18 protein-coding genes are annotated in these 18,218 nt (G+C 29.5%); 3 read left to right on the top strand and 15 right to left on the bottom strand.

What is annotated here, in order from left to right:
- Positions 1-2: 2 nt before the first annotated feature.
- The 9 genes from AJ930_RS02855 to pheS all read right to left on the bottom strand — a co-directional run bounded on the left by AJ930_RS02855 (position 3) and on the right by pheS (position 11,222).
- Positions 3-1,292 (bottom strand): sensor histidine kinase, encoded by a 1,290-nt coding sequence (locus AJ930_RS02855; RefSeq protein WP_044779238.1) that lies wholly within the window; start codon positions 1,290-1,292, stop codon positions 3-5.
- Positions 1,286-1,948, bottom strand: a complete 663-nt coding sequence (locus AJ930_RS02850) for a response regulator transcription factor (protein ID WP_004305935.1) — start codon at positions 1,946-1,948, stop codon at positions 1,286-1,288. The genes AJ930_RS02855 and AJ930_RS02850 overlap by 7 nt, the downstream gene beginning before the upstream one ends.
- The gene (serA, locus tag AJ930_RS02845; protein ID WP_044780500.1) at positions 1,935-3,518 is read right to left on the bottom strand and encodes a phosphoglycerate dehydrogenase; all 1,584 of its coding nucleotides are present in this window, start codon (positions 3,516-3,518) and stop codon (positions 1,935-1,937) included. The genes AJ930_RS02850 and serA overlap by 14 nt, the downstream gene beginning before the upstream one ends.
- Positions 3,515-4,003, bottom strand: a complete 489-nt coding sequence (locus AJ930_RS02840) for a hypothetical protein (protein ID WP_044780501.1) — start codon at positions 4,001-4,003, stop codon at positions 3,515-3,517. The genes serA and AJ930_RS02840 overlap by 4 nt, the downstream gene beginning before the upstream one ends.
- Positions 4,003-5,673, bottom strand: coding sequence for a 30S ribosomal protein S1 (locus tag AJ930_RS02835; RefSeq protein ID WP_053872271.1), 1,671 nt, complete (start codon positions 5,671-5,673; stop codon positions 4,003-4,005). Before AJ930_RS02835 ends, AJ930_RS02840 begins: the two co-directional genes overlap by 1 nt.
- A 132-nt stretch (positions 5,674-5,805) precedes the next feature.
- Positions 5,806-6,639, bottom strand: a complete 834-nt coding sequence (locus AJ930_RS02830; protein ID WP_002861592.1) for a 4-hydroxy-3-methylbut-2-enyl diphosphate reductase — start codon at positions 6,637-6,639, stop codon at positions 5,806-5,808.
- Positions 6,629-7,915, bottom strand: a complete 1,287-nt coding sequence (gene aroA / locus AJ930_RS02825) for a 3-phosphoshikimate 1-carboxyvinyltransferase (RefSeq protein ID WP_004305942.1) — start codon at positions 7,913-7,915, stop codon at positions 6,629-6,631. The genes AJ930_RS02830 and aroA overlap by 11 nt, the downstream gene beginning before the upstream one ends.
- The gene (gene pheT / locus AJ930_RS02820) at positions 7,912-10,233 is read right to left on the bottom strand and encodes a phenylalanine--tRNA ligase subunit beta (protein ID WP_070274805.1); all 2,322 of its coding nucleotides are present in this window, start codon (positions 10,231-10,233) and stop codon (positions 7,912-7,914) included. Before pheT ends, aroA begins: the two co-directional genes overlap by 4 nt.
- Complete coding sequence (gene pheS, locus AJ930_RS02815) at positions 10,230-11,222, bottom strand: phenylalanine--tRNA ligase subunit alpha (protein WP_070274804.1); 993 nt, start codon at positions 11,220-11,222, stop codon at positions 10,230-10,232. The genes pheT and pheS overlap by 4 nt, the downstream gene beginning before the upstream one ends.
- A gap of 123 nt (positions 11,223-11,345) precedes the next feature.
- Between pheS and AJ930_RS02810 the strand changes: the two genes are divergently transcribed.
- Entirely contained in the window at positions 11,346-11,711 is a 366-nt protein-coding gene (locus tag AJ930_RS02810) for a histidine triad nucleotide-binding protein (RefSeq protein WP_002857192.1), read from the top strand.
- A gap of 29 nt (positions 11,712-11,740) precedes the next feature.
- Here the strand turns inward: AJ930_RS02810 and AJ930_RS02805 are convergent, their stop codons facing one another.
- Both AJ930_RS02805 and AJ930_RS02800 read right to left on the bottom strand, forming a co-directional pair.
- Positions 11,741-12,310, bottom strand: coding sequence for a DJ-1 family glyoxalase III (locus AJ930_RS02805; RefSeq protein ID WP_004305949.1), 570 nt, complete (start codon positions 12,308-12,310; stop codon positions 11,741-11,743).
- On the bottom strand, positions 12,303-12,482 hold the full coding sequence (locus tag AJ930_RS02800; protein ID WP_072224015.1) for a hypothetical protein: 180 nt from the start codon (positions 12,480-12,482) through the stop codon (positions 12,303-12,305). Before AJ930_RS02800 ends, AJ930_RS02805 begins: the two co-directional genes overlap by 8 nt.
- 82 nt (positions 12,483-12,564) lie before the next feature.
- Here AJ930_RS02800 and AJ930_RS02795 point away from each other — a divergent pair, with 82 nt between their 5' ends.
- Positions 12,565-13,308, top strand: coding sequence for an amino acid ABC transporter permease (locus AJ930_RS02795; protein ID WP_004305952.1), 744 nt, complete (start codon positions 12,565-12,567; stop codon positions 13,306-13,308).
- Positions 13,301-14,032: an amino acid ABC transporter ATP-binding protein gene (locus tag AJ930_RS02790; RefSeq protein ID WP_002861599.1), complete on the top strand. Its 732-nt coding sequence runs from the start codon at positions 13,301-13,303 to the stop codon at positions 14,030-14,032. The genes AJ930_RS02795 and AJ930_RS02790 overlap by 8 nt, the downstream gene beginning before the upstream one ends.
- A 20-nt stretch (positions 14,033-14,052) precedes the next feature.
- Here AJ930_RS02790 and AJ930_RS02785 read toward each other — a convergent pair whose 3' ends face one another.
- From AJ930_RS02785 to AJ930_RS02770, 4 genes are all read right to left on the bottom strand, one after another.
- Entirely contained in the window at positions 14,053-15,519 is a 1,467-nt protein-coding gene (locus AJ930_RS02785) for an alanine/glycine:cation symporter family protein (RefSeq protein ID WP_002861600.1), read from the bottom strand.
- A 103-nt stretch (positions 15,520-15,622) separates the two neighbouring features.
- Positions 15,623-16,090, bottom strand: a complete 468-nt coding sequence (locus AJ930_RS02780; protein ID WP_002921721.1) for a tRNA (cytidine(34)-2'-O)-methyltransferase — start codon at positions 16,088-16,090, stop codon at positions 15,623-15,625.
- A gap of 2 nt (positions 16,091-16,092) precedes the next feature.
- On the bottom strand, positions 16,093-17,079 hold the full coding sequence (locus tag AJ930_RS02775; protein ID WP_002861602.1) for an alanine racemase: 987 nt from the start codon (positions 17,077-17,079) through the stop codon (positions 16,093-16,095).
- Positions 17,080-18,057, bottom strand: a complete 978-nt coding sequence (locus AJ930_RS02770) for a L,D-transpeptidase family protein (RefSeq protein WP_004305957.1) — start codon at positions 18,055-18,057, stop codon at positions 17,080-17,082.
- Between the last annotated feature and the right edge of the window lie 161 nt (positions 18,058-18,218).

Below are 18,218 nucleotides of genomic sequence, written 5' to 3'. Positions count from 1 at the left end.
TTTTATCCTTGACTGAGTTTAAAACTAAAACTAGAACCATAGCCTAAAGTGCTAGAAATTTCAAGATAACTTTTATGTATACTTAAAATTTTCTTTACTAAAAAAAGTCCCAAACCAAAAGAATTATCACTTTTTACATCAATTTTATAAAATTTTTTTGTAATCAATTTTATTTTATCTTCTTCTATACCTTTTCCAAAATCTTGCACTATTATCTTTTGATCTCTTGCTGTTAAAATGACTTCTTTTTGACTATATTTTAAAGCATTAGAAAGCAAATTTATAATCACTTGCTCGATTAAAAATTCATCAGCCTTAACTTTCGTGCTTTTACCTTGCAATACAACTCTTTCAAAGCCTGGGTTTTTAGTGATTTTTTCACACAGAGAAAAAAGATCAAATTCTTGCATCTGCAAGGCTTCACTATTAAGATTAAAAACAAAATTAAGCTTATGGGTCAAAGCATTAAGCTTAATGCTTTGACGCGAAATTTTTTCTAGCAATTCCTTTTTTAATTTTTTATCTTCCAATTTCTCATCTTTTAGCATCTCTAAGCTAAGATCAATCACGCTTAATGGATTTTTAAGCTCATGAGAAATAGCAGAAATCACACTAGCAAGCTGAGTATTTTTTAAAGTGATTTTATCGCTTTGTTTTTTATTTTTCTGGGTATTCTTTAGAATTTTATCCTTAGTTTTTAAAAGCTTCTCATTTAGCAAATTAAATTCTTTAAACATTCCTTTTTCTAATATAACAACTTTATGATCCCCTATAGAATCTAAAAAATCCAAAATTTTATTAAAATTTTTCTCTATTCTTCTACCTAGCAACAACATTAAAATAAAAACAAACAGCAAGGACACTCCAAAACCGATTGCCATTTTTGTCCAAAAAAGTTCTAAATCTAAAAAACGAGGATAAACAATAATAATATATTTATATCCTTTGTAAATAAAGCTTTTAGTGAGAATTTTTTTTGAATCGAAATTTAAAATTTTTCCTTCTTTAAGATTAGAAAAAAAATCAGGATTTTTTACAGAACTTATTTTCATATCATTGTTTAGGATAATAAAATCAGCCCTAGTATCTTTAGCAAAATCCTTGATATTAGCATCATTTAAATGTTCTAAGAGAGAAAATTTTAAAACATCATCAAGGCTTTTGATTTTTTGCTCATATTGTTTTATAAGCAAGAAATTAAGATAAGAGTTAGTAAAAGTACAAAAAATAAACCCAAAAATCAAAGCCAATACAACAAAAAAAACTATAAAAATATTTTTAGTTTTTAGCATAATTTATAGCCAACACCTCTAACGCTTATAATATGATCTTTTAGTTTTGGAAATTTATTTCTAAGTCTTGTTAGAGCTATATTGATTGTTTTATCACTTGTAGTATCATCTTTCCAAACGCTTTCGCTTAAAAATTGTCTAGTAAGCAAGGTATTTGGATTTTCAAAAAAATATTTTAAAAGCTCATAGTCAAGATTTGAGATTTCTAATTTTTGATTTTTGTAAAAGAATTCATAATTAGCCAAATCTAAAATAAAATCACCAAAAGATAGTTTTTCTTCTTCTTTTTTATGGCGTTTTAAAATTGCTTTAATGCGAAGCAAAAGCTCATTAAAATCAAAAGGTTTACAAACATAATCATCACAACCACTTTCAAAGCCTTCGAGCAAATCTTGATGCAAAGCCTTGGCTGTAAGAAAAATAACTGCTTCTTTATATCCTTGCTCTCTTAAATCTTGAATTTTTTCTAAAGAATCTCCACTGGGCAAATTTCTATCGACTATTAAAAGATCGATTTGCTCATTATCGAGCAAATCTTCAACTCCAAAAAAATCCACTAAAGATATAACTTCATAACCACTAGATTTTAACTTTAAAACAAGCAGTTCGTTTAAATCTATATCATCTTCTATAATTAAAATTTTAAATTTCAACATATTGGACAAATACACACGCCTCTAATTGTTTTAGTTCATCTAATACTTCTTTCTGAACTTTTTCATCAATCAAAACAACAGCCAAAGCATACCCAAAACCATCTCTACCAAGCCTAAAATCAGCTATATTGATATTTTTAGCTGCCAAAACGGAGCTGATTTTAGCTATAACTCCTGGTATGTCTTTGTTTTTAAAAATAATCATTTTCCCTTTTGGCTTAAAATCAGTTTTAAAGCCATTTAATCCAACTATGCGTTGTTCATTTTCATTAAACACTGTTCCTGAAACACTGATATTTGAATTTTCGGTGATAATTTTAACGCTAAGTTTATTATTATAACCACTATTTGGAAGAGTTTCGCAAGATAATTCAACTCCTTTTTCTTTGGCAACAAATTCTGCATTAACATAATTAATTTTCTCTCCTAAAATTCCACCCAAAGCACCAACAGCTGCAAAGGTTAGCATAGAATTTGCATACTCGCCAATAATTCCTTCAGCCTCTAATTTAATACTTTTTATAGGATTTTTATCAATTTGAACAGCTAAAAAAGCCATTTTAGAAACAAGTTCTATATAAGGAGCTACAAAAGGTGGTAAATCTTCGGTTTTAATTGGCAAATTTAAGGCATTAGGATAAGCCACGCCTCGTGCTGCACTTAGTGCTTGCTCACAAGCTTCTCTTGCGATATTGTCTTGACTTTCTAAAGTATTTGCTCCTAGGTGAGAAGTAACTGAAATATTTTCAAAGTCTAAAAGAGGATGATTAGTCGCAGGTTCTTTATTGAATACATCTATACCAAGCCATGCTATTTTACCACTTTTTAAACCTTCATATAAAGCCTCTTCTGTGTACAATCCTCCGCGAGCACAATTTATTAATCTTATTCCATCTTTCATTTTTGCAATTTCTTGCTTTCCTATCATACCATTGGTTTCTTTGGTTTTTGGTGTGTGAATGGTAATAAAATCACTTTTTTCTAAAATTTCATCCAAATTTTTTGCCTGCTCCATATCTAAATCTGTAATCTTAGAAGCAGAAATATACGGATCGTAGGCTAAAATTTTCATACCAAATGCTTTAGCACGGATAGCTACTCTTGAACCTATATTTCCAAAACCTATAACCCCTAGCGTTTTGTTCATCAATTCAATGCCATACCATTTTTCTCTTTCCCATTTTCTTTCAATTTTTAAAAAATTATGAGCATTGACAAAGCTTCTAGCTGATGTTAAAAGATGTACCATTGTTAGTTCAACTGCGGCAATAGTATTTGCAGTTGGGACATTCATCACAATCACTCCTCTTTTAGAACACTCTGGAATATCAACATTATCTACGCCCACCCCAGCACGCACAAGCGCTTTTAATTTTTTGGCATGATTTAAGAAATTTATATCTACATCTGTAGAACTTCTAGTAATAGCAACTTCAACATCGCTTAGCATTTGCATAAGTTCATCTTTTGGAACTTTTGCAGCTTCTATAAGCTCAATATCTTCAGCTTTTCTTAGAATATCGATACCTTTATCCAAAATAGCATCACATACTATAATCTTTTTTTTCATAACCAAATTTCCTTTACTTCTGTATTTATTTTATATTTTTTTAATTCTTTCATAATATCATCTATAAGTTTTTCATTACCTGTATCCAAAAAGATTTCTGGACTATCACCTGATTTAAGAAGAAAATACTTCACATTAAAAGAATTTAAAGTCTGTCTTAAGCAAAACATAGAATAAATATCATATTTTCCAACTATAAGTTGATAATATTTATTTTTCTCCTTAAGCTCGCTAGTATCCGCATCAAAATATAAGGTAAATTTTTCTGCTGCTGGGGTAAAATCTCGTGTAGGCCATTTTGCTAATTCTTCTTGCCATGAAAGATCTTGATTTTGGGTTTGAATGCTTGGCTGCGTATTTGTATCTTTAGCAAATTGTGGAATGAAATTTACATTAGCTTTAAATTGCCAAAGCAATGTAAAAACAACAGCAAGCAAAATGAGTAATAAAATACTCAAAATGCTTATTGTAATGTATTTTTTCATTAAGTTAGCTGATCTTTAATGATATCACCTAAAGTCACTTTATCATCATTATTGATTTCATTAAGAACTTCTCTTTCTTTCATTCTAATAAGATTTTTAACACTTAGGCGAATTCTATTTTTCTTTTCATCAATAAAAACTATAGCAGCTTCAATATCGTCGCCAATTTTCAAATTTTCAAGCATAGAAGTGCTTATATCTTCTTTATGAATTAAAGCATCAACATTTTTACTTAGCTCTACAAAAACACCAAAATCTTTAATATCACGGATAGCGCCTTTTACAATATCGCCGACTTTATGAATTTTGGCATATTCTTGCACTGGGGAACTGCTTAATTCTTTTGTGCTTAATGATATTTTTTGGTTTTCTTCGTCTATTTTGATAATTTTTACTTTGATTTTATCCCCTTGGGAGAATTTATCTTTGCACTTATCGTTTCTATCCCAAGAAGCATCTTCATTATGCAATAAACCTTCAATACCGCCAAGTTTAACAAATGCACCAAAAGAAGTTACCGAGGTAATTTCTCCTTCAACCACATCTGCAATTTTGTAAGATTTCATAAATTCATCAAAAGGTCTAGAAAGTAAATTTCTTAAAGATACTCTTAAGCGTCTTTCATTCGGATTGATTTCAATTACTTCAACATCAATTTCTTGACCTTTGTTGATATAATCTTTTGGATTTTTGATGTTTTTATCCCAAGAAATTTCACTGATATGTAAAAATCCTTCTATATCATTTCCTAAATCTACAAAAGCACCATAAGGCTCTATATTTGATACTATTACTTTAATGGTATCACCTACATCAAGAGTATCTTTTATCTCGCTCCATGGATCAGGTAAAGCCGCTTTTATAGATAAGGATAAATGTTTGCGTTCTTTATCATACTTTATTACTTTAACTGGAACTTTATCGCCCTCTTTATAAAGTGTTCCAGGATTTACAGGTCCTTTGTAAGAAATTTCGCTGTAATGAACAAGGCCATCAACACCTCCTACATCTACAAACATACCATAAGTGGTAATTTTTTTCACAATACCTTCAATTAAATCTTCTTGTTGTGCTACATTATTGATCAATTCTTTGCGTTTTCTTCTCTCCTCATCTAAAGTTTTTTTACGAGAAACAATGATACTTTGCTCATCTTTGTCGATTTTAATAATTTTAACTTTAAACGTTTTGCCTATAATGTTATTTGTTTCTTTGAAGCCATATTGAGATTTTGGCAAGAAAAATTCAACATCATTTTCATCAACAACTATCAATCCGCCTTTATTTTTTCCAACTACTTTTACGGTAAAAATATCATCTTGATTTTCTTGATAGTTTTTAATAAATTCAATAACTTTTTCTTTTCTCAAAGCTTTTTTATGAGAAAGTAAAGATCTGCCACCACGAGAACCCATAACAGAAACTTTAATACTATCGCCTACATTAAATAATAACTTAGAATTGTCATCTTGTATTTCGCTAAGAGCTAAAATACCTTCAGATTTTTTACCTATATCTACATAAACTTCATCATTTTTGATCTCTACAATCACACCCTCTGTTGTAGCCTCTTCTCTTGATTTATCAAAAGCCTCTAAAAGCTGTCCAAAATCTTCTTCCTCAAGATAATCGTCTACAATGCCTTGAACTTTTTTGTTCACCTCGCTCATTATGGTCCTTTAAAATAATTTTTAGAAATTGATTGATTTTACCTTATTTTTCTTTAATTAGTGTTAAGTTTTTTTATTTTTGTTAATTTTTTTTAAATTTTTGACTTTTTTATTCTATATTGAAAACATTTTTTAATTAATTTTAAAATTTTCTATTTTGGCGATAACTTTTTGTATGATCCAATCAGGAGTACTAGCACCTGCACTAATACCACAATGTTTTTTATCTAAAAACCATTCTTTTTTTAACTCTTCTTCGGTTTCAATTAGATAACTATCTTCACAATTGGTTTTTGCAATCAAAAAAAGTTGTTTTGTATTGGCTGAGTTTTTACCCCCTACAACAACCATAACATCACTTTTAAGCGAGAGTTCTTTAATGGCATCTTGATTTTTAAAGGTTGCATCACATATAGTATTAAAAACTCTTACTTCTTTGGTTTTAAGTATTAAAAAATTTACTATCTCCATAAAATGTTCAGGCTTCTTAGTTGTTTGGCTTACTACAGCTATTTTATTAGGAAGTTTTATATGTTGAAGCTCTTTTTTATCCAAAACTACATAAGCTTTTGTGCTTACATAACTTTTTACTCCTTTAACTTCGGGATGATTTTCATCTCCAAAAATAACAACTTCATAACCCTCCTTGCTCATTTGCTCGCAAATTTGTTGTGGCTTTGTAACAAAAGGACAAGTGGCATCAAAAATTTCTATATCTTTTTTTCTCAATTCTTCTAAATCTTGCTTTGTAATACCATGAGTTCTTATAATAGCCTTTTTTTCATTGCTTAAAGCTTTTATATTTTCCAAAGTTTTGACATTAAAATTTTTTTGTAAACGAGAAATTTCTTCGTTATTATGAATAAGAGGACCTATAGTTGCGGCATCTTTTATTTGTTCTGCTTTTTTAATAGCTCTTTTAACACCAAAACAAAAACCATAGTTTTTTGCTAATTCAATAATCAATCCTAGCTCCTAAATTTGATAAAATCTCTATAAAATTTGGAAAAGAAGTTTTTATACAATCACTATCATCAATCTCAACTCCACAAAGCAAACCTAAAATAGCAAAACTCATAGCAATACGGTGATCCCCATAGCTTTTAATTTTTGAAGATTTTAGTTCGCATCCACCTTCTATTTCAAAACCATCATCAAGTTCTCTAGCTTCAACACCACAAAGCTTTAGATTTTCAACCATCACAGCAATCCTATCGCTTTCTTTAACGCGCAATTCTTTAGCATTTATTAAACTAGATTTACCCTTAGCTAAAGCAAAAGCTATGGCCAAAGCAGGCGCTTCATCTATCAACCAAGCGATATTATCTTTAACTTCTATGCCATTAAGCTTGCTAGACTCTACCCTGATCTCACCAATAGTTTCAAAATCATTTTGAGTTATTGTCATTTCAAGTTTGGCGCCCATTTTTTGCAAAATTTTATACGCCTCTATACGAGTAGGATTAAGTAAAATATTTTTTAAAACAATTTGAGATTTAGGCAAAATAATAGCTACTAAAGCAAAATAGAAAGCCGAAGAAGGATCATTAGGAATGATTATATTTTGAGCTTTTAAAGGTTTTTTTAAAGGACTTATTTCAAGACTTAAGCCATCATTACTAACCCTTATCGGAGCTTTCATAGCCTTTAACATGTTTTCACTATGATTTCGACTAAGAGAAATTTCACTAAAAGTGCATACATTATCAGCTCTAAAAGCAGATAAAATCATAGCTGTTTTAACTTGAGCTGAAGAAATTTCGCTTTTATAGTTAAAAGCTTTTAAATTTTGACCTTCTATACAAAGTGGAGCTAAATTTGCCTCATTTCTTCCATAAATTCTAGCGCCTATTTGAGTAAGTGGTTTGTTTATCCTTCTCATAGGACGATTATTCAAATACTTATCTCCACTTAAAACAAAAAAACCAGAAATTCCTGCTAAAAATCCTATCATCAAACGCATAGCAGTTCCTGAATTTCCACAGTCTAAAATACAATTTGGAGATAAAATTTCTTTAGGGGGTATAATTTTGACGCAAGAATCTTTTTCTTCAATTTTAGCTCCAAGATTTTTTATAATTTCAAGAGTGTTTAAAGTATCTTGAGCTAAGAGATAATTTTGAGCCTTATTTTCTTCTTGTGTTAAAAGCGAAAATATAGCAAAACGATGAGATATGCTTTTATCTGCTGCTATATTTTCAAGTGTAGCATTTACAGGGGTTTGCAATTTGTAAATTTTCATCTTAAACCAAGACCCAAATTTTTAAGAGTATTTAAAATTTTATCCATGCATTCATTTACTTGATTATCTTCTAAAGTTTTATTTATATCCCTAAAAGAAAAACTTATGGTAATGCTATAAAATTCTTTAAGGTTTTCATCGCTATAAATATCAACTAAACGAAAATTTTCAAGTATTTCTAAATTTAATTCTTCGATACAATTTTTAATCTGATTGTATTCAAAACCTTTAGGTATTAACACGCTAAGATCTCTGGTGATAGCTGGGAATTTGGAATAAGGCTTAGCTATTTTAAAATCTTGCTTAATTAAATCTAAATCAAGTTCGCAAATATATGTTTTTGGCAAATCTCTCTCATTTTCTATTTTTAAATGCAAACGGCCTATAAAACCTACTTTAATATCTGATAGATAAATATCTGCTTGTTCATAAGGGCTTAAAATATTATATTTTGATGATTTTAGTTTAAAATCGCCTATAATATTTTTAATGTCTAAAAGAAAATCATAAAATTGCACCGATTCAGGTTTGGCCTTGTTGGAAATTTTAGCTTCTTCTTTTAAGCCAGAATGGATAAATGCGATACGATTTAATTCTTGATTATTGACATTGAAAACAACCCCTAGTTCAAAAAGTTTAATAATTTTTTTAGAATTTTTTGCATTTAAACTTGCTGCATTCAATAAATGATTTAAAAGGGTTGTTCTTAAAGTATTAAGTTCTGCTGTAATTGGATTGATTAGTTTTAATTTAACAGAGTCAAAACCCAATCTTTTAAGTTCTTCTTCATTGTCTAAAACATAATGTAAGCTTTCAAAATAACCACTAGCTACTGCTCTTTTCCTTAAATTTAAAAACTCAATATAATTTTTATATGCAGAATTTAAACGATTTTTTTCTACAAATTCTAAACCCTTGGAAGCAATATTATCAATACCTATAATTCTTACAACTTCTTCGCAAATATCTGATAAATTTTTAATATCAGGACGATGTAAAGGTGCTTTAACATTTATAAGCCCTTCGCCTGAAAGTATAAGTTCAAAACCTAATTTTTTCAATATTTTTAATACTTCATCTTTATCAACATTTTGCCCTATTATATCGCCAATACTTTCAATACTTATTGGTATGATTGGTAATTCTTTGTCGGTTAAAATTTGTTGAGAAGAACTATAAATAACAAGATTTGGAATCTGCTCAAAAATACTAAGTAAAAAATCCATTCCTAAATTTAATTTAGGCTCACTTCCCCTAAAACTTCTATAAAGTATTTTTTCATCTTGATCTTTATGATATATTTTAGCATCTGCAATCACCAATGGATCGGTATAATTAGCCTCAATAATAATTATTTTAGAATCATCTTTGCATCTACTTTCATTATTTTGGAAAATTCCGCTAAAGCTTAAAAGTTTATCTTTGTAAGATACTTTTGTTTCTCCATGCATTTGCTTGCTTAAATTGATGGTAAATTCTTCATCTTTTTCAGAAAAACTACTTAAATCATAAGCATTAAAAAGAACACCAGTTGAATGCGTTGCATAATTTAATAAATTTTCTATGGAATTTTTTCCCAAACTTTCAATTTGAGCAAGTCTTAAACTAAGCAATAAATTTGTTTGAATTTCTTCTTTTAGCTCTATGGCTCGATAATTATAAAGTCCGTTAAGTTCTTTCTCAGCTGCTAAGCGCAAAATTCTACCAATACCTAAAACATTTTCACTTTCTTTGAATGGTTTTGGTTCTTTTAAATTTAAATTTAAAGCTGTAGCCAAATCACGAGCAATGCCATAAATACTCAAACAATCACCCCTATTAGGAGTAAGTTCTACTTCTATTAGCTCATCATTAAAAATTTCATAAGTATTTAAAGCTCTCCCAAGTTCTAATTTCCCTATACTCTCATCTAAAAGCATAATTCCTTCATTGATTTTTTCAAAACCCAGTTCTAAACTAGAACAAAGCATACCACAAGAATCCACTCCTCGTAATTTTGCTTCTTTTATTTCCATACCGTTTGGCATGATAGCACCTTTAGTTGCAACAGCTACAAAATGTCCTGCATCAACATTCGCAGCACCGCAGACAATTTGCAAGGTTTCACTTCCGATATCAACTTGACAAATGCTTAATTTATCTGAATTTTCATGTTTAATTTTTTCCTTAACATAGCCTACAACAACTTTATCTGGAGCCTTTAAAGCGCCAACTCTATCAACTTCTATACCTATAGAGTTTAAAGTTTTAGCTATTTTATCTGAACTTATTTCTTCAAGTTCTAACCAATCATTCAACCAACTTTTAGTAATTATCATCTAAACTGCTCCAATAATCTTAAATCACCTTCAAATAAGGATCTTAAATCTGGAATTTGATGCAAAAGCATTGCAAAACGTTCTACTCCTAATCCAAAAGCATAGCCACTTACATTTTCATAACCAACAAAATTATAAACATTAGGATCAACTATTCCACATCCTAAAACTTCGAGCCAACCTGTATGTTTGCAAACTCTACAACCCTTTCCTTTGCAAAATACACAAGAAATATCAACTTCAGCAGAAGGTTCTGTAAATGGAAAAAAACTTGGACGAAAACGAACTTTCACATCTCCAAACATATAACGCAAAAAATCTTCCAATACACTTTTTAAATTTGCAAAGCTAACCTTTTGCCCTTCTTCCACTACAAGGACTTCAACTTGATGAAACATAGGAGTATGCGTAATATCAAAATCTCTTCTAAATACAGCACCAGGGGCTATCATCCTAATAGGAGGTTTTTGTGCAAGCATTGTCCGTATTTGCACTGGCGAAGTTTGTGTTCTTAAAAGCCTTTTATCATCAAAATAAAAGGTATCTTGCATATCTCTTGCAGGGTGAGATTTAGGTAAATTCAACGCTTCAAAATTATGAAAGTCATCTTCTATTAAAGGCCCTTTTTCTATGCTAAAATTCAAAGCTATAAAATACTCTATGATTTTATCCATGGTACTCATAACAGGATGCAAGGCACCTGTTGTAATACTTTCATCAAAATAGTTAAAATTTAAAGCATCTTGTTTCATTCTTTCTTCTAAAGCAAGATTTTCCAAATCTTTAAATTTAGCTAAATAAGCCTCATTAAATATTTCTTTTTGTGTATTTAGTTTAGCAGCAAATTCTTTTTTCGCCTCATCTTCTAACTCTTTAAGCTTTGTAAAGCCTTCTGTTAAAATACCTTTTTTTCCAAGAACGGAAATCCTAATGGCTTCCAAATCATTTAAATTCTCACATTTTTGAATCTGTTCTATAAAATTTTGCAATTTTCTTACCTTAAAATAAAATATTTCAAGTTCTAATTCTATTAAAAACTATTTTAAATTCAGCATAAAAACCAAACTTTAAAGATATAATTGTATCAAACCAACAATAAAAAAGGATAAATAATGCAAGAAAAAACAATTTTTGAACTCATAGTTGAAGGTAAACTTCCATGCAATAAAGTGCTTGAAAGTGACGATTTTCTAGCATTTCATGATATTGCACCCAAAGCACCCATACATATACTTATAATCCCTAAAAAACATTTTAAAGACTTTCAAGAATTTGATCCTGAACTTATGGCCAAAATGACAAGTTTCATACAAGAATTAGCTGTTCTTTTAGGCGTAGATAAAAGTGGATATCGCTTGGTAACAAACTGTGGAAAAAATAGCGGACAAGAAGTTTTTCATTTGCATTTTCATATGCTTGGAGGTTTTGAACTGCCTAAGGAAAAAACAAAAAAAGAAAATCCTCAAGCTTTATTTTAATTTAAATGGTAGAAAAACTACCATTTAAATTATTTTGTCAGAGGTAGCAACATTCCCTCGTATAATTTTTGATAAATTTCATCACCGCATAACTTTTTAGCTAGTTCTAAACCAAAAAGAATTGCCGTAGCTGGACCTGCTGAAGTTATAACATTTTTATTTACAACTACAGCCTTGTTAACACGATTTCCATTAAGTCCAACTTCACAACTAGGATAGCAAGCAAACTCGCCCTCTAAAACACCTGCTTCATTTAAGACTATAGGAGAAGCACAGATTGCGGCAACAATTTTATTGTTGCTATGAAGTTGTTTAATGATATTTAAAATAATATTTGAATTCTTAAGATTCATCATACCTTCAAAGCCACCCGCCAAAGCAATGGCATCTAAATTTTCTATATCAACATCCTCTATAGAACAATCTGCTTTTATACTAATGCCATTAGCACCCTTTACTAATAACTCACTATTTAACGAAGCTATAACAACTTCCAAATCCGGATTTAATTCTCTTGCTCGTTTTAAAACATCTGCAATTCCTATAAATTCAGCTTCTTCAAAACCTTGAGCCAATGGAATTAATACTTTTTTACTCATTTTGTTCTCCTTTTTTATATTTTTTAAATCTTTCTTCTCTTTCTTTGTTTTTTTGCATCATTTGATGATTGAATCCTATGACCAAAACAATCATTAAAAACACAAAAATAACTATTAGAATGAAATTTAAAATTTCCATAAATACAACCTTATTTTTAGGAAATTCTAACATATTTTTTTAAATCTTTAGAGAAAATTCAAAGATATTTCTATAAAATCTTTTTTTAAATAATTTCTCTGAAAAGGTTTACAAATTGAATCAGAAAAATATAAGAATTTTTGTTTTTTTTGTTATTATTATTTTATGGGGCTATTTTTCTTTCCCGATAGAAATATTAAAAATTCAAGATCCTAGCGGAGTTGTAAGCTATGGCTATACAGAAAATGCAAAAGCTTATTTAAAAAGTTATCTTATTACGCTTTTATTAACTGCTTGTGCTGTTATTATCGGAGTGATTATTGGTTTTGGCTTAGCTATTTTACGATTCTCTAAATTTAAAACACTTAATTTTATTATAGATGAATATATAGACATTATACGAGGAACACCAGTAATTTTACAATTGATGATTTTTGCTTTTGTAATTTTTACTTTTATAGATAACCTTTATGCAGCCATTCTTGCACTAGGACTTAATAGCTCGGCTTATATAGCAGAAATTGTAAGAAGTGGCATTAATAGTGTGGATAAAGGACAAATGGAAGCTGCAAGAGCAATGGGACTTGATTACAAAACTTCAATGAAAGAAATTATTCTTCCTCAGGCTACTAAAAACATTCTACCTGCATTAGCTAATGAATTTATTTCTTTATTTAAGGAAACTTCTGTTGTAGGATTTATTAGTGTTGTTGATATTACCATGCAAAGTCAAAGCTTGCAAGCCGTACTTTACAATCCAAAACCTATTATTTTCACTGGACTTGTTTATTACGTAAGTGTAAAAATTTTTAGTTATTTTGCAAAAAAACTTGAACTTAGGATGAATAAAAATGATTGAAGTTAAAAATTTACAAAAAAAATATGGAGAATTAGAAGTTTTAAAAAATATTAACACTACAATCTCAAAAGGCGATGTAATAGCTATCATAGGTCCAAGTGGAGGAGGAAAAAGTACATTTTTACGCTGCATCAATCGCTTAGAAGTAGCTGATAGTGGGGAAATTTTAATCAATAAGCAAAACATACTTGATAAAGAAATTGATATTAATAAGATCAGGCAAAAAGTTAGCATGGTATTTCAGCATTTTAATCTTTTTGCTAATAAAAATGTTATGGAAAATTTATGTTTAACGCCCATTAAAACAGGAATTTTAAGTCAAGAAGAAGCCATAAAAAAAGCAAAAATACTTCTTGCTAAGGTGGGTTTAGCAGACAAAGAAAATATAATGCCCCATAAGCTCTCTGGTGGACAAAAACAACGCATAGCTATTGCTAGAAGCTTGATGATGAATCCTGATGTTATTTTATTTGATGAGCCTACTTCAGCTCTAGATCCTGAAATGATAGGCGAGGTTCTAAGCATTATGAAAGATGTTGCAAAAGAAGGTTTAACTATGCTTGTGGTAACCCATGAAATGGGTTTTGCTAGAAATGTTGCCAATCGTATATTTTTTATGGATAAAGGAAAAATTGCTGTTGATGCAAGCCCTAAAGAAGTATTTGAAAATCCTAGCAATGAAAGATTGAGAGAATTTTTAAACAAGGTTTTAAATCATTCATAAGCCATTAAGGCTTATGAATTTTAATCCCAACATTCAGCGTTTTTAATTCCAAGTTTACTAGCGTTAAATTTAGGATCTATACCAGATTTTTGTTGCGTATTAAAATCTTTTAAAACTTTATTTACTATACCACCTAAAAGCAATAAAGATATAATATTTGTCGTTGCCATGAAAGCCATAGTCAAATCAGCCAAATTCCAAGCAAGTTTTAAATTCATTTGCGAGCCTATAAAAATCATAGCTACAGCTGTAATTCTAAACAAATTCATTACAAATTTGGAATTTGTTAAATATTTAACATTAGCTTGAGCATAATAATAATTTCCTATTAAAGAAGTTATTGCAAAAAGAACAATAGCTATAGTAATAAAATGGATTCCAAAGCTACCATAATACTCACGCATAGCTTCTTGAACTAAAGGCATTCCACCATCGATTTTACTTTCTCCAAGTCCTAAATATGCCATAGAAAAAAGAACTAAAAATCCAGAACTTGTACAAACAACAACATCAATTAAAACTGAAAAGGCTTGTATAACACCTTGTTTAGCTGGATGACTTGTCAAAGCTGCTGCAGCTGCATTAGGTGCCGAGCCCATACCTGCTTCATTTGAAAAAAGTCCTCTTTTAATCCCTATAACTAAAGCAGAACCAGCAAAACCACCAAAAATCGCTTTAAAATCAAAAGCACTTTGTAAAATCATATGAACCACAGAAGGAATTTTATCAAAATTCATTAAAACAGCAATCACGGCAAGTAAAACATAAGCTAAAGCCATAAAAGGAACAATTAAAGAACTAATTTTACCTATTTTAGTATGGTGAGAAAAAAACATCCATGCACCAAAAATAGTTAAAACAATACCAATAATCATTGGCCAAGAACTTGATGCAAAATCTACAGCAGCATTTGGATTAAACATATCATAATAAACTTTAAAAGACGAAGTCATTGTTTGACTTTGAAGTCCATTAAATCCATAAGCATAAGTAATAATAAGAATAAAAGCAAAAAAAGCTCCAAAAAAATGTGAGCCTAAGGCTTTTTTTATATAATAAGCTGGACCACCTTTAAACCCGCCTGTATCATCTTTTGATTTGTAAACTTGAGCTAAGGTACTTTCAGCAAATGCTGAGGCACCACCAAAAAATGCCATAACCCACATCCAAAATAAAGCACCAGCTCCACCTGTAGCCAATGCCAAAGAAATTCCAGCGATATTTCCTATACCAACTCTAGAAGCAGTTGAGATCATCAATGCTTGAAAAGGTGAAATATGTTCTTTAGTGTGTCCTTCGTTTTTTTCTGTAAGAATTTTAAATACAGAACTCAACATACGAAACTGAACAAAGCGAGTTAAAAAACTATAATAAAGCCCACAAACAATAAGTAAAACTACCATAATAATGTCTGTATTTGGGACAATCTTATTAGCTATAATATCAGACGCTTTATTGGCAAAATCTAGTATAATATCTAAATTCATCCAAACTCCTCAAAAAATAATCTAAATTTTACTTTAACATAATTTTTATAAAAAGGACTTTATGATTTTATTTGTTTTAAGTTATTGTGTAAATTTGAAACTTTTAAGAAACAAAATTGCTAAAATTTTGTCTTAAAGCTTCATAAGAGATTATACCAACGCTTGTAGCTAAATTTAAACTTCTTCCATAAGATTTCATAGGTATAGTTATAGCATTTTCCCAATTTAATTGCATTAATTCCATAGGTAAGCCATAACTCTCACTTCCAAAGAATAAGAAATCATTTTTTTGAAATTCTGCATCAAAATAAGCTTTTTGACTCTTAGTTGTTGCGAAAAAAAAGCGATTTTTATAAATCATATTTTCATTTAAAAATTCTTCAAGATTCTCCCAAATAATAGGCTCTAATTTATCCCAGTAATCAAGTCCTGCTCTTCTAACAGCCTTTTGAGAAATATCAAAAACAGTTGGTTTAACAATATGAAGTTTAAAACCAGCATTAAAACACATTCTACCTATACTACCTGTATTTTGCGGTATTCTAGGGTGAACTAAAACTATATTAAACATGTTTATACTAGAACTCTTTGAATGTTAGGGTTTAATTTTACTAAAATTTCATAGTTAATAGTATGAAAAAAATCAGCCCAAATATCAGCATCTTTAAACACGCAAATTTCCTCACCAGAATTTTCACAAGAAAAACTATCCATTGACATCTTTCCAAGTATTACTTTTCCATTTCCAAGCACTAACTCCCCTTTTCCATTGTAACGGAAAAGACCATCAGCATAACCCAAATCATAAGTTGCTACTTCCATATCCTTTGCAGCAGTAAAAATGCCTCCATATCCTATACTCTGTCCTTTTTGTAAAATCCTTTGACTTAATCTATGAGCATACAAACTTAAAACTCTTTTTAAATTTGATTCCCCATATCCAAATTGAACAAGCCCAACTCTACAATATTCATCTTCAGGAATTTTCCCTCTAAATAATGCTGCAGAATTATGCGAATGAAATAATAAATTTGAAAAATATTTTTTTACTATCTTTTTAGCTTTTTGAAAATTTTCTTTTTGAACAAAAAAACTTCCATCCATTTCATCTGCACTAGCAAAATGTGTAAACATTCCAGTAAGTTTTAAATCACTACTTCGAATAAGATTTATAGCATGCTCTAAATTTTCTACACAAATTCCATTGCGATGCATGCCTGTATCTATTTTTAGATGTATTTTTATATCTTGCTTGTATTTTTTTACTTGGGAAATATCATTTAAAGCATAAATAAATCGAGAATTTTCATTACCATGAGGACGGTGTGATAGTATTAATATATTCTCAAAAAATTCTTCGATTTCTTGAGCTTCTTCTTCACTCTTAACAGCAACAAAAGAAACTCCTAAATTTTTGGCTAATGGAGCTAAAAGCTTAGCTCCATGTCCATATGCATTATCTTTAAAAACGCAAATTAATCTTTGAAAACTCCCTATTTTTTTAGCAATATGTCTTAAATTATATTCATAAGCTTTTTGATCAATTTTTATTAAAGACATTTATTGCTCTGCTAAAATTTTCATTTTACCTTTACTATCTATCTTAACGTATAAAATTTTATCGCCTCTAAACTGATAGTTTTTAGTGTAATAATCCTCATAAAATGAAATTCTATACATAGTTTCATTTTCTAAATTCGGATAAGGGCTGATATTAATATCTGAAAATTTAATCTTTTTATCTTCTTTACGAGAAAAAATAGATTTTTTCATGGAAGCAAACTGTTCAAATTTCATTTTATCAAAACGTTTAAATTCTTGCTCATCATAAAAACTTAAATAGGTATTAGTGTCACTATTTGTCCAAGCTAGTTTCCATGTAAAAAGATCAGCCAATAAACTAGCTATTTGATCCTTTTTAGCTCTAATTTTTTCTTTTTCTTCTGTCATAACAAAAACTTTTTTGTCTTGCACAACTTGTGCAAATTTCTCCAAATTATTATTAAATAAAGCAATACACCCTCTTGTTTTAAATTCATCAAGTCTAGAACCATCTAAAGGATAGCCATGGATCCAAATACCACCACCTGTTTTTCCTTGTACTTTATCAAGTAAATTTGGATAAGTTGTAGCAAAAGCAAAGGGACCATAATAAGGATCACCTGGGTTAAACTTACGGCCTAACTCATAAAAACCTACTGGCGTTTTCAAATCTCCTTCTATTTTTTTATCACCCATTAATCCAGTTATTATTTCTTTTTGTTCAAAATCTTTTCTTATTTTTCCATCCTCGTAAGAATAAACACGGAGAATTTTATCTGTTTTATTTGCAAGCACGATAGCAACATTATCATCATAATATCCGAGTGAAATATTTTTATCTCCTATTTCACTTAACCAAAAATCCTTTTGAGTTAATTCTTTTTCAATCGCTACGCCAACAGCATCTAATCCTTGATTGAGATAAATTTTAACAAGATCTGAGGCATGCAACATCAATGAAGAAAGTGTAATTAATAAAGTAAGTCGTTTTAACAATGTTTTTCCTTAGGTATTTCAAAATTTTTTAAGTCAAAAATGTTTGTGATTATAATATTTTTTTTCTTAAAAAATATTAATTATATTAATAATGTGACCTTATTTATGATATTATTTTTAATAAATCATAAAGGCTTGTTTTAAAAGGTTGTCTATGGTGG

The organism is Campylobacter sp. BCW_6871 (genome assembly GCF_001762325.1).
Lineage (GTDB): Bacteria > Campylobacterota > Campylobacteria > Campylobacterales > Campylobacteraceae > Campylobacter_D > Campylobacter_D jejuni.
Note: the sequence above shows the minus strand (reverse complement) of the source record. Positions and strands in the feature narration are given on the sequence as shown.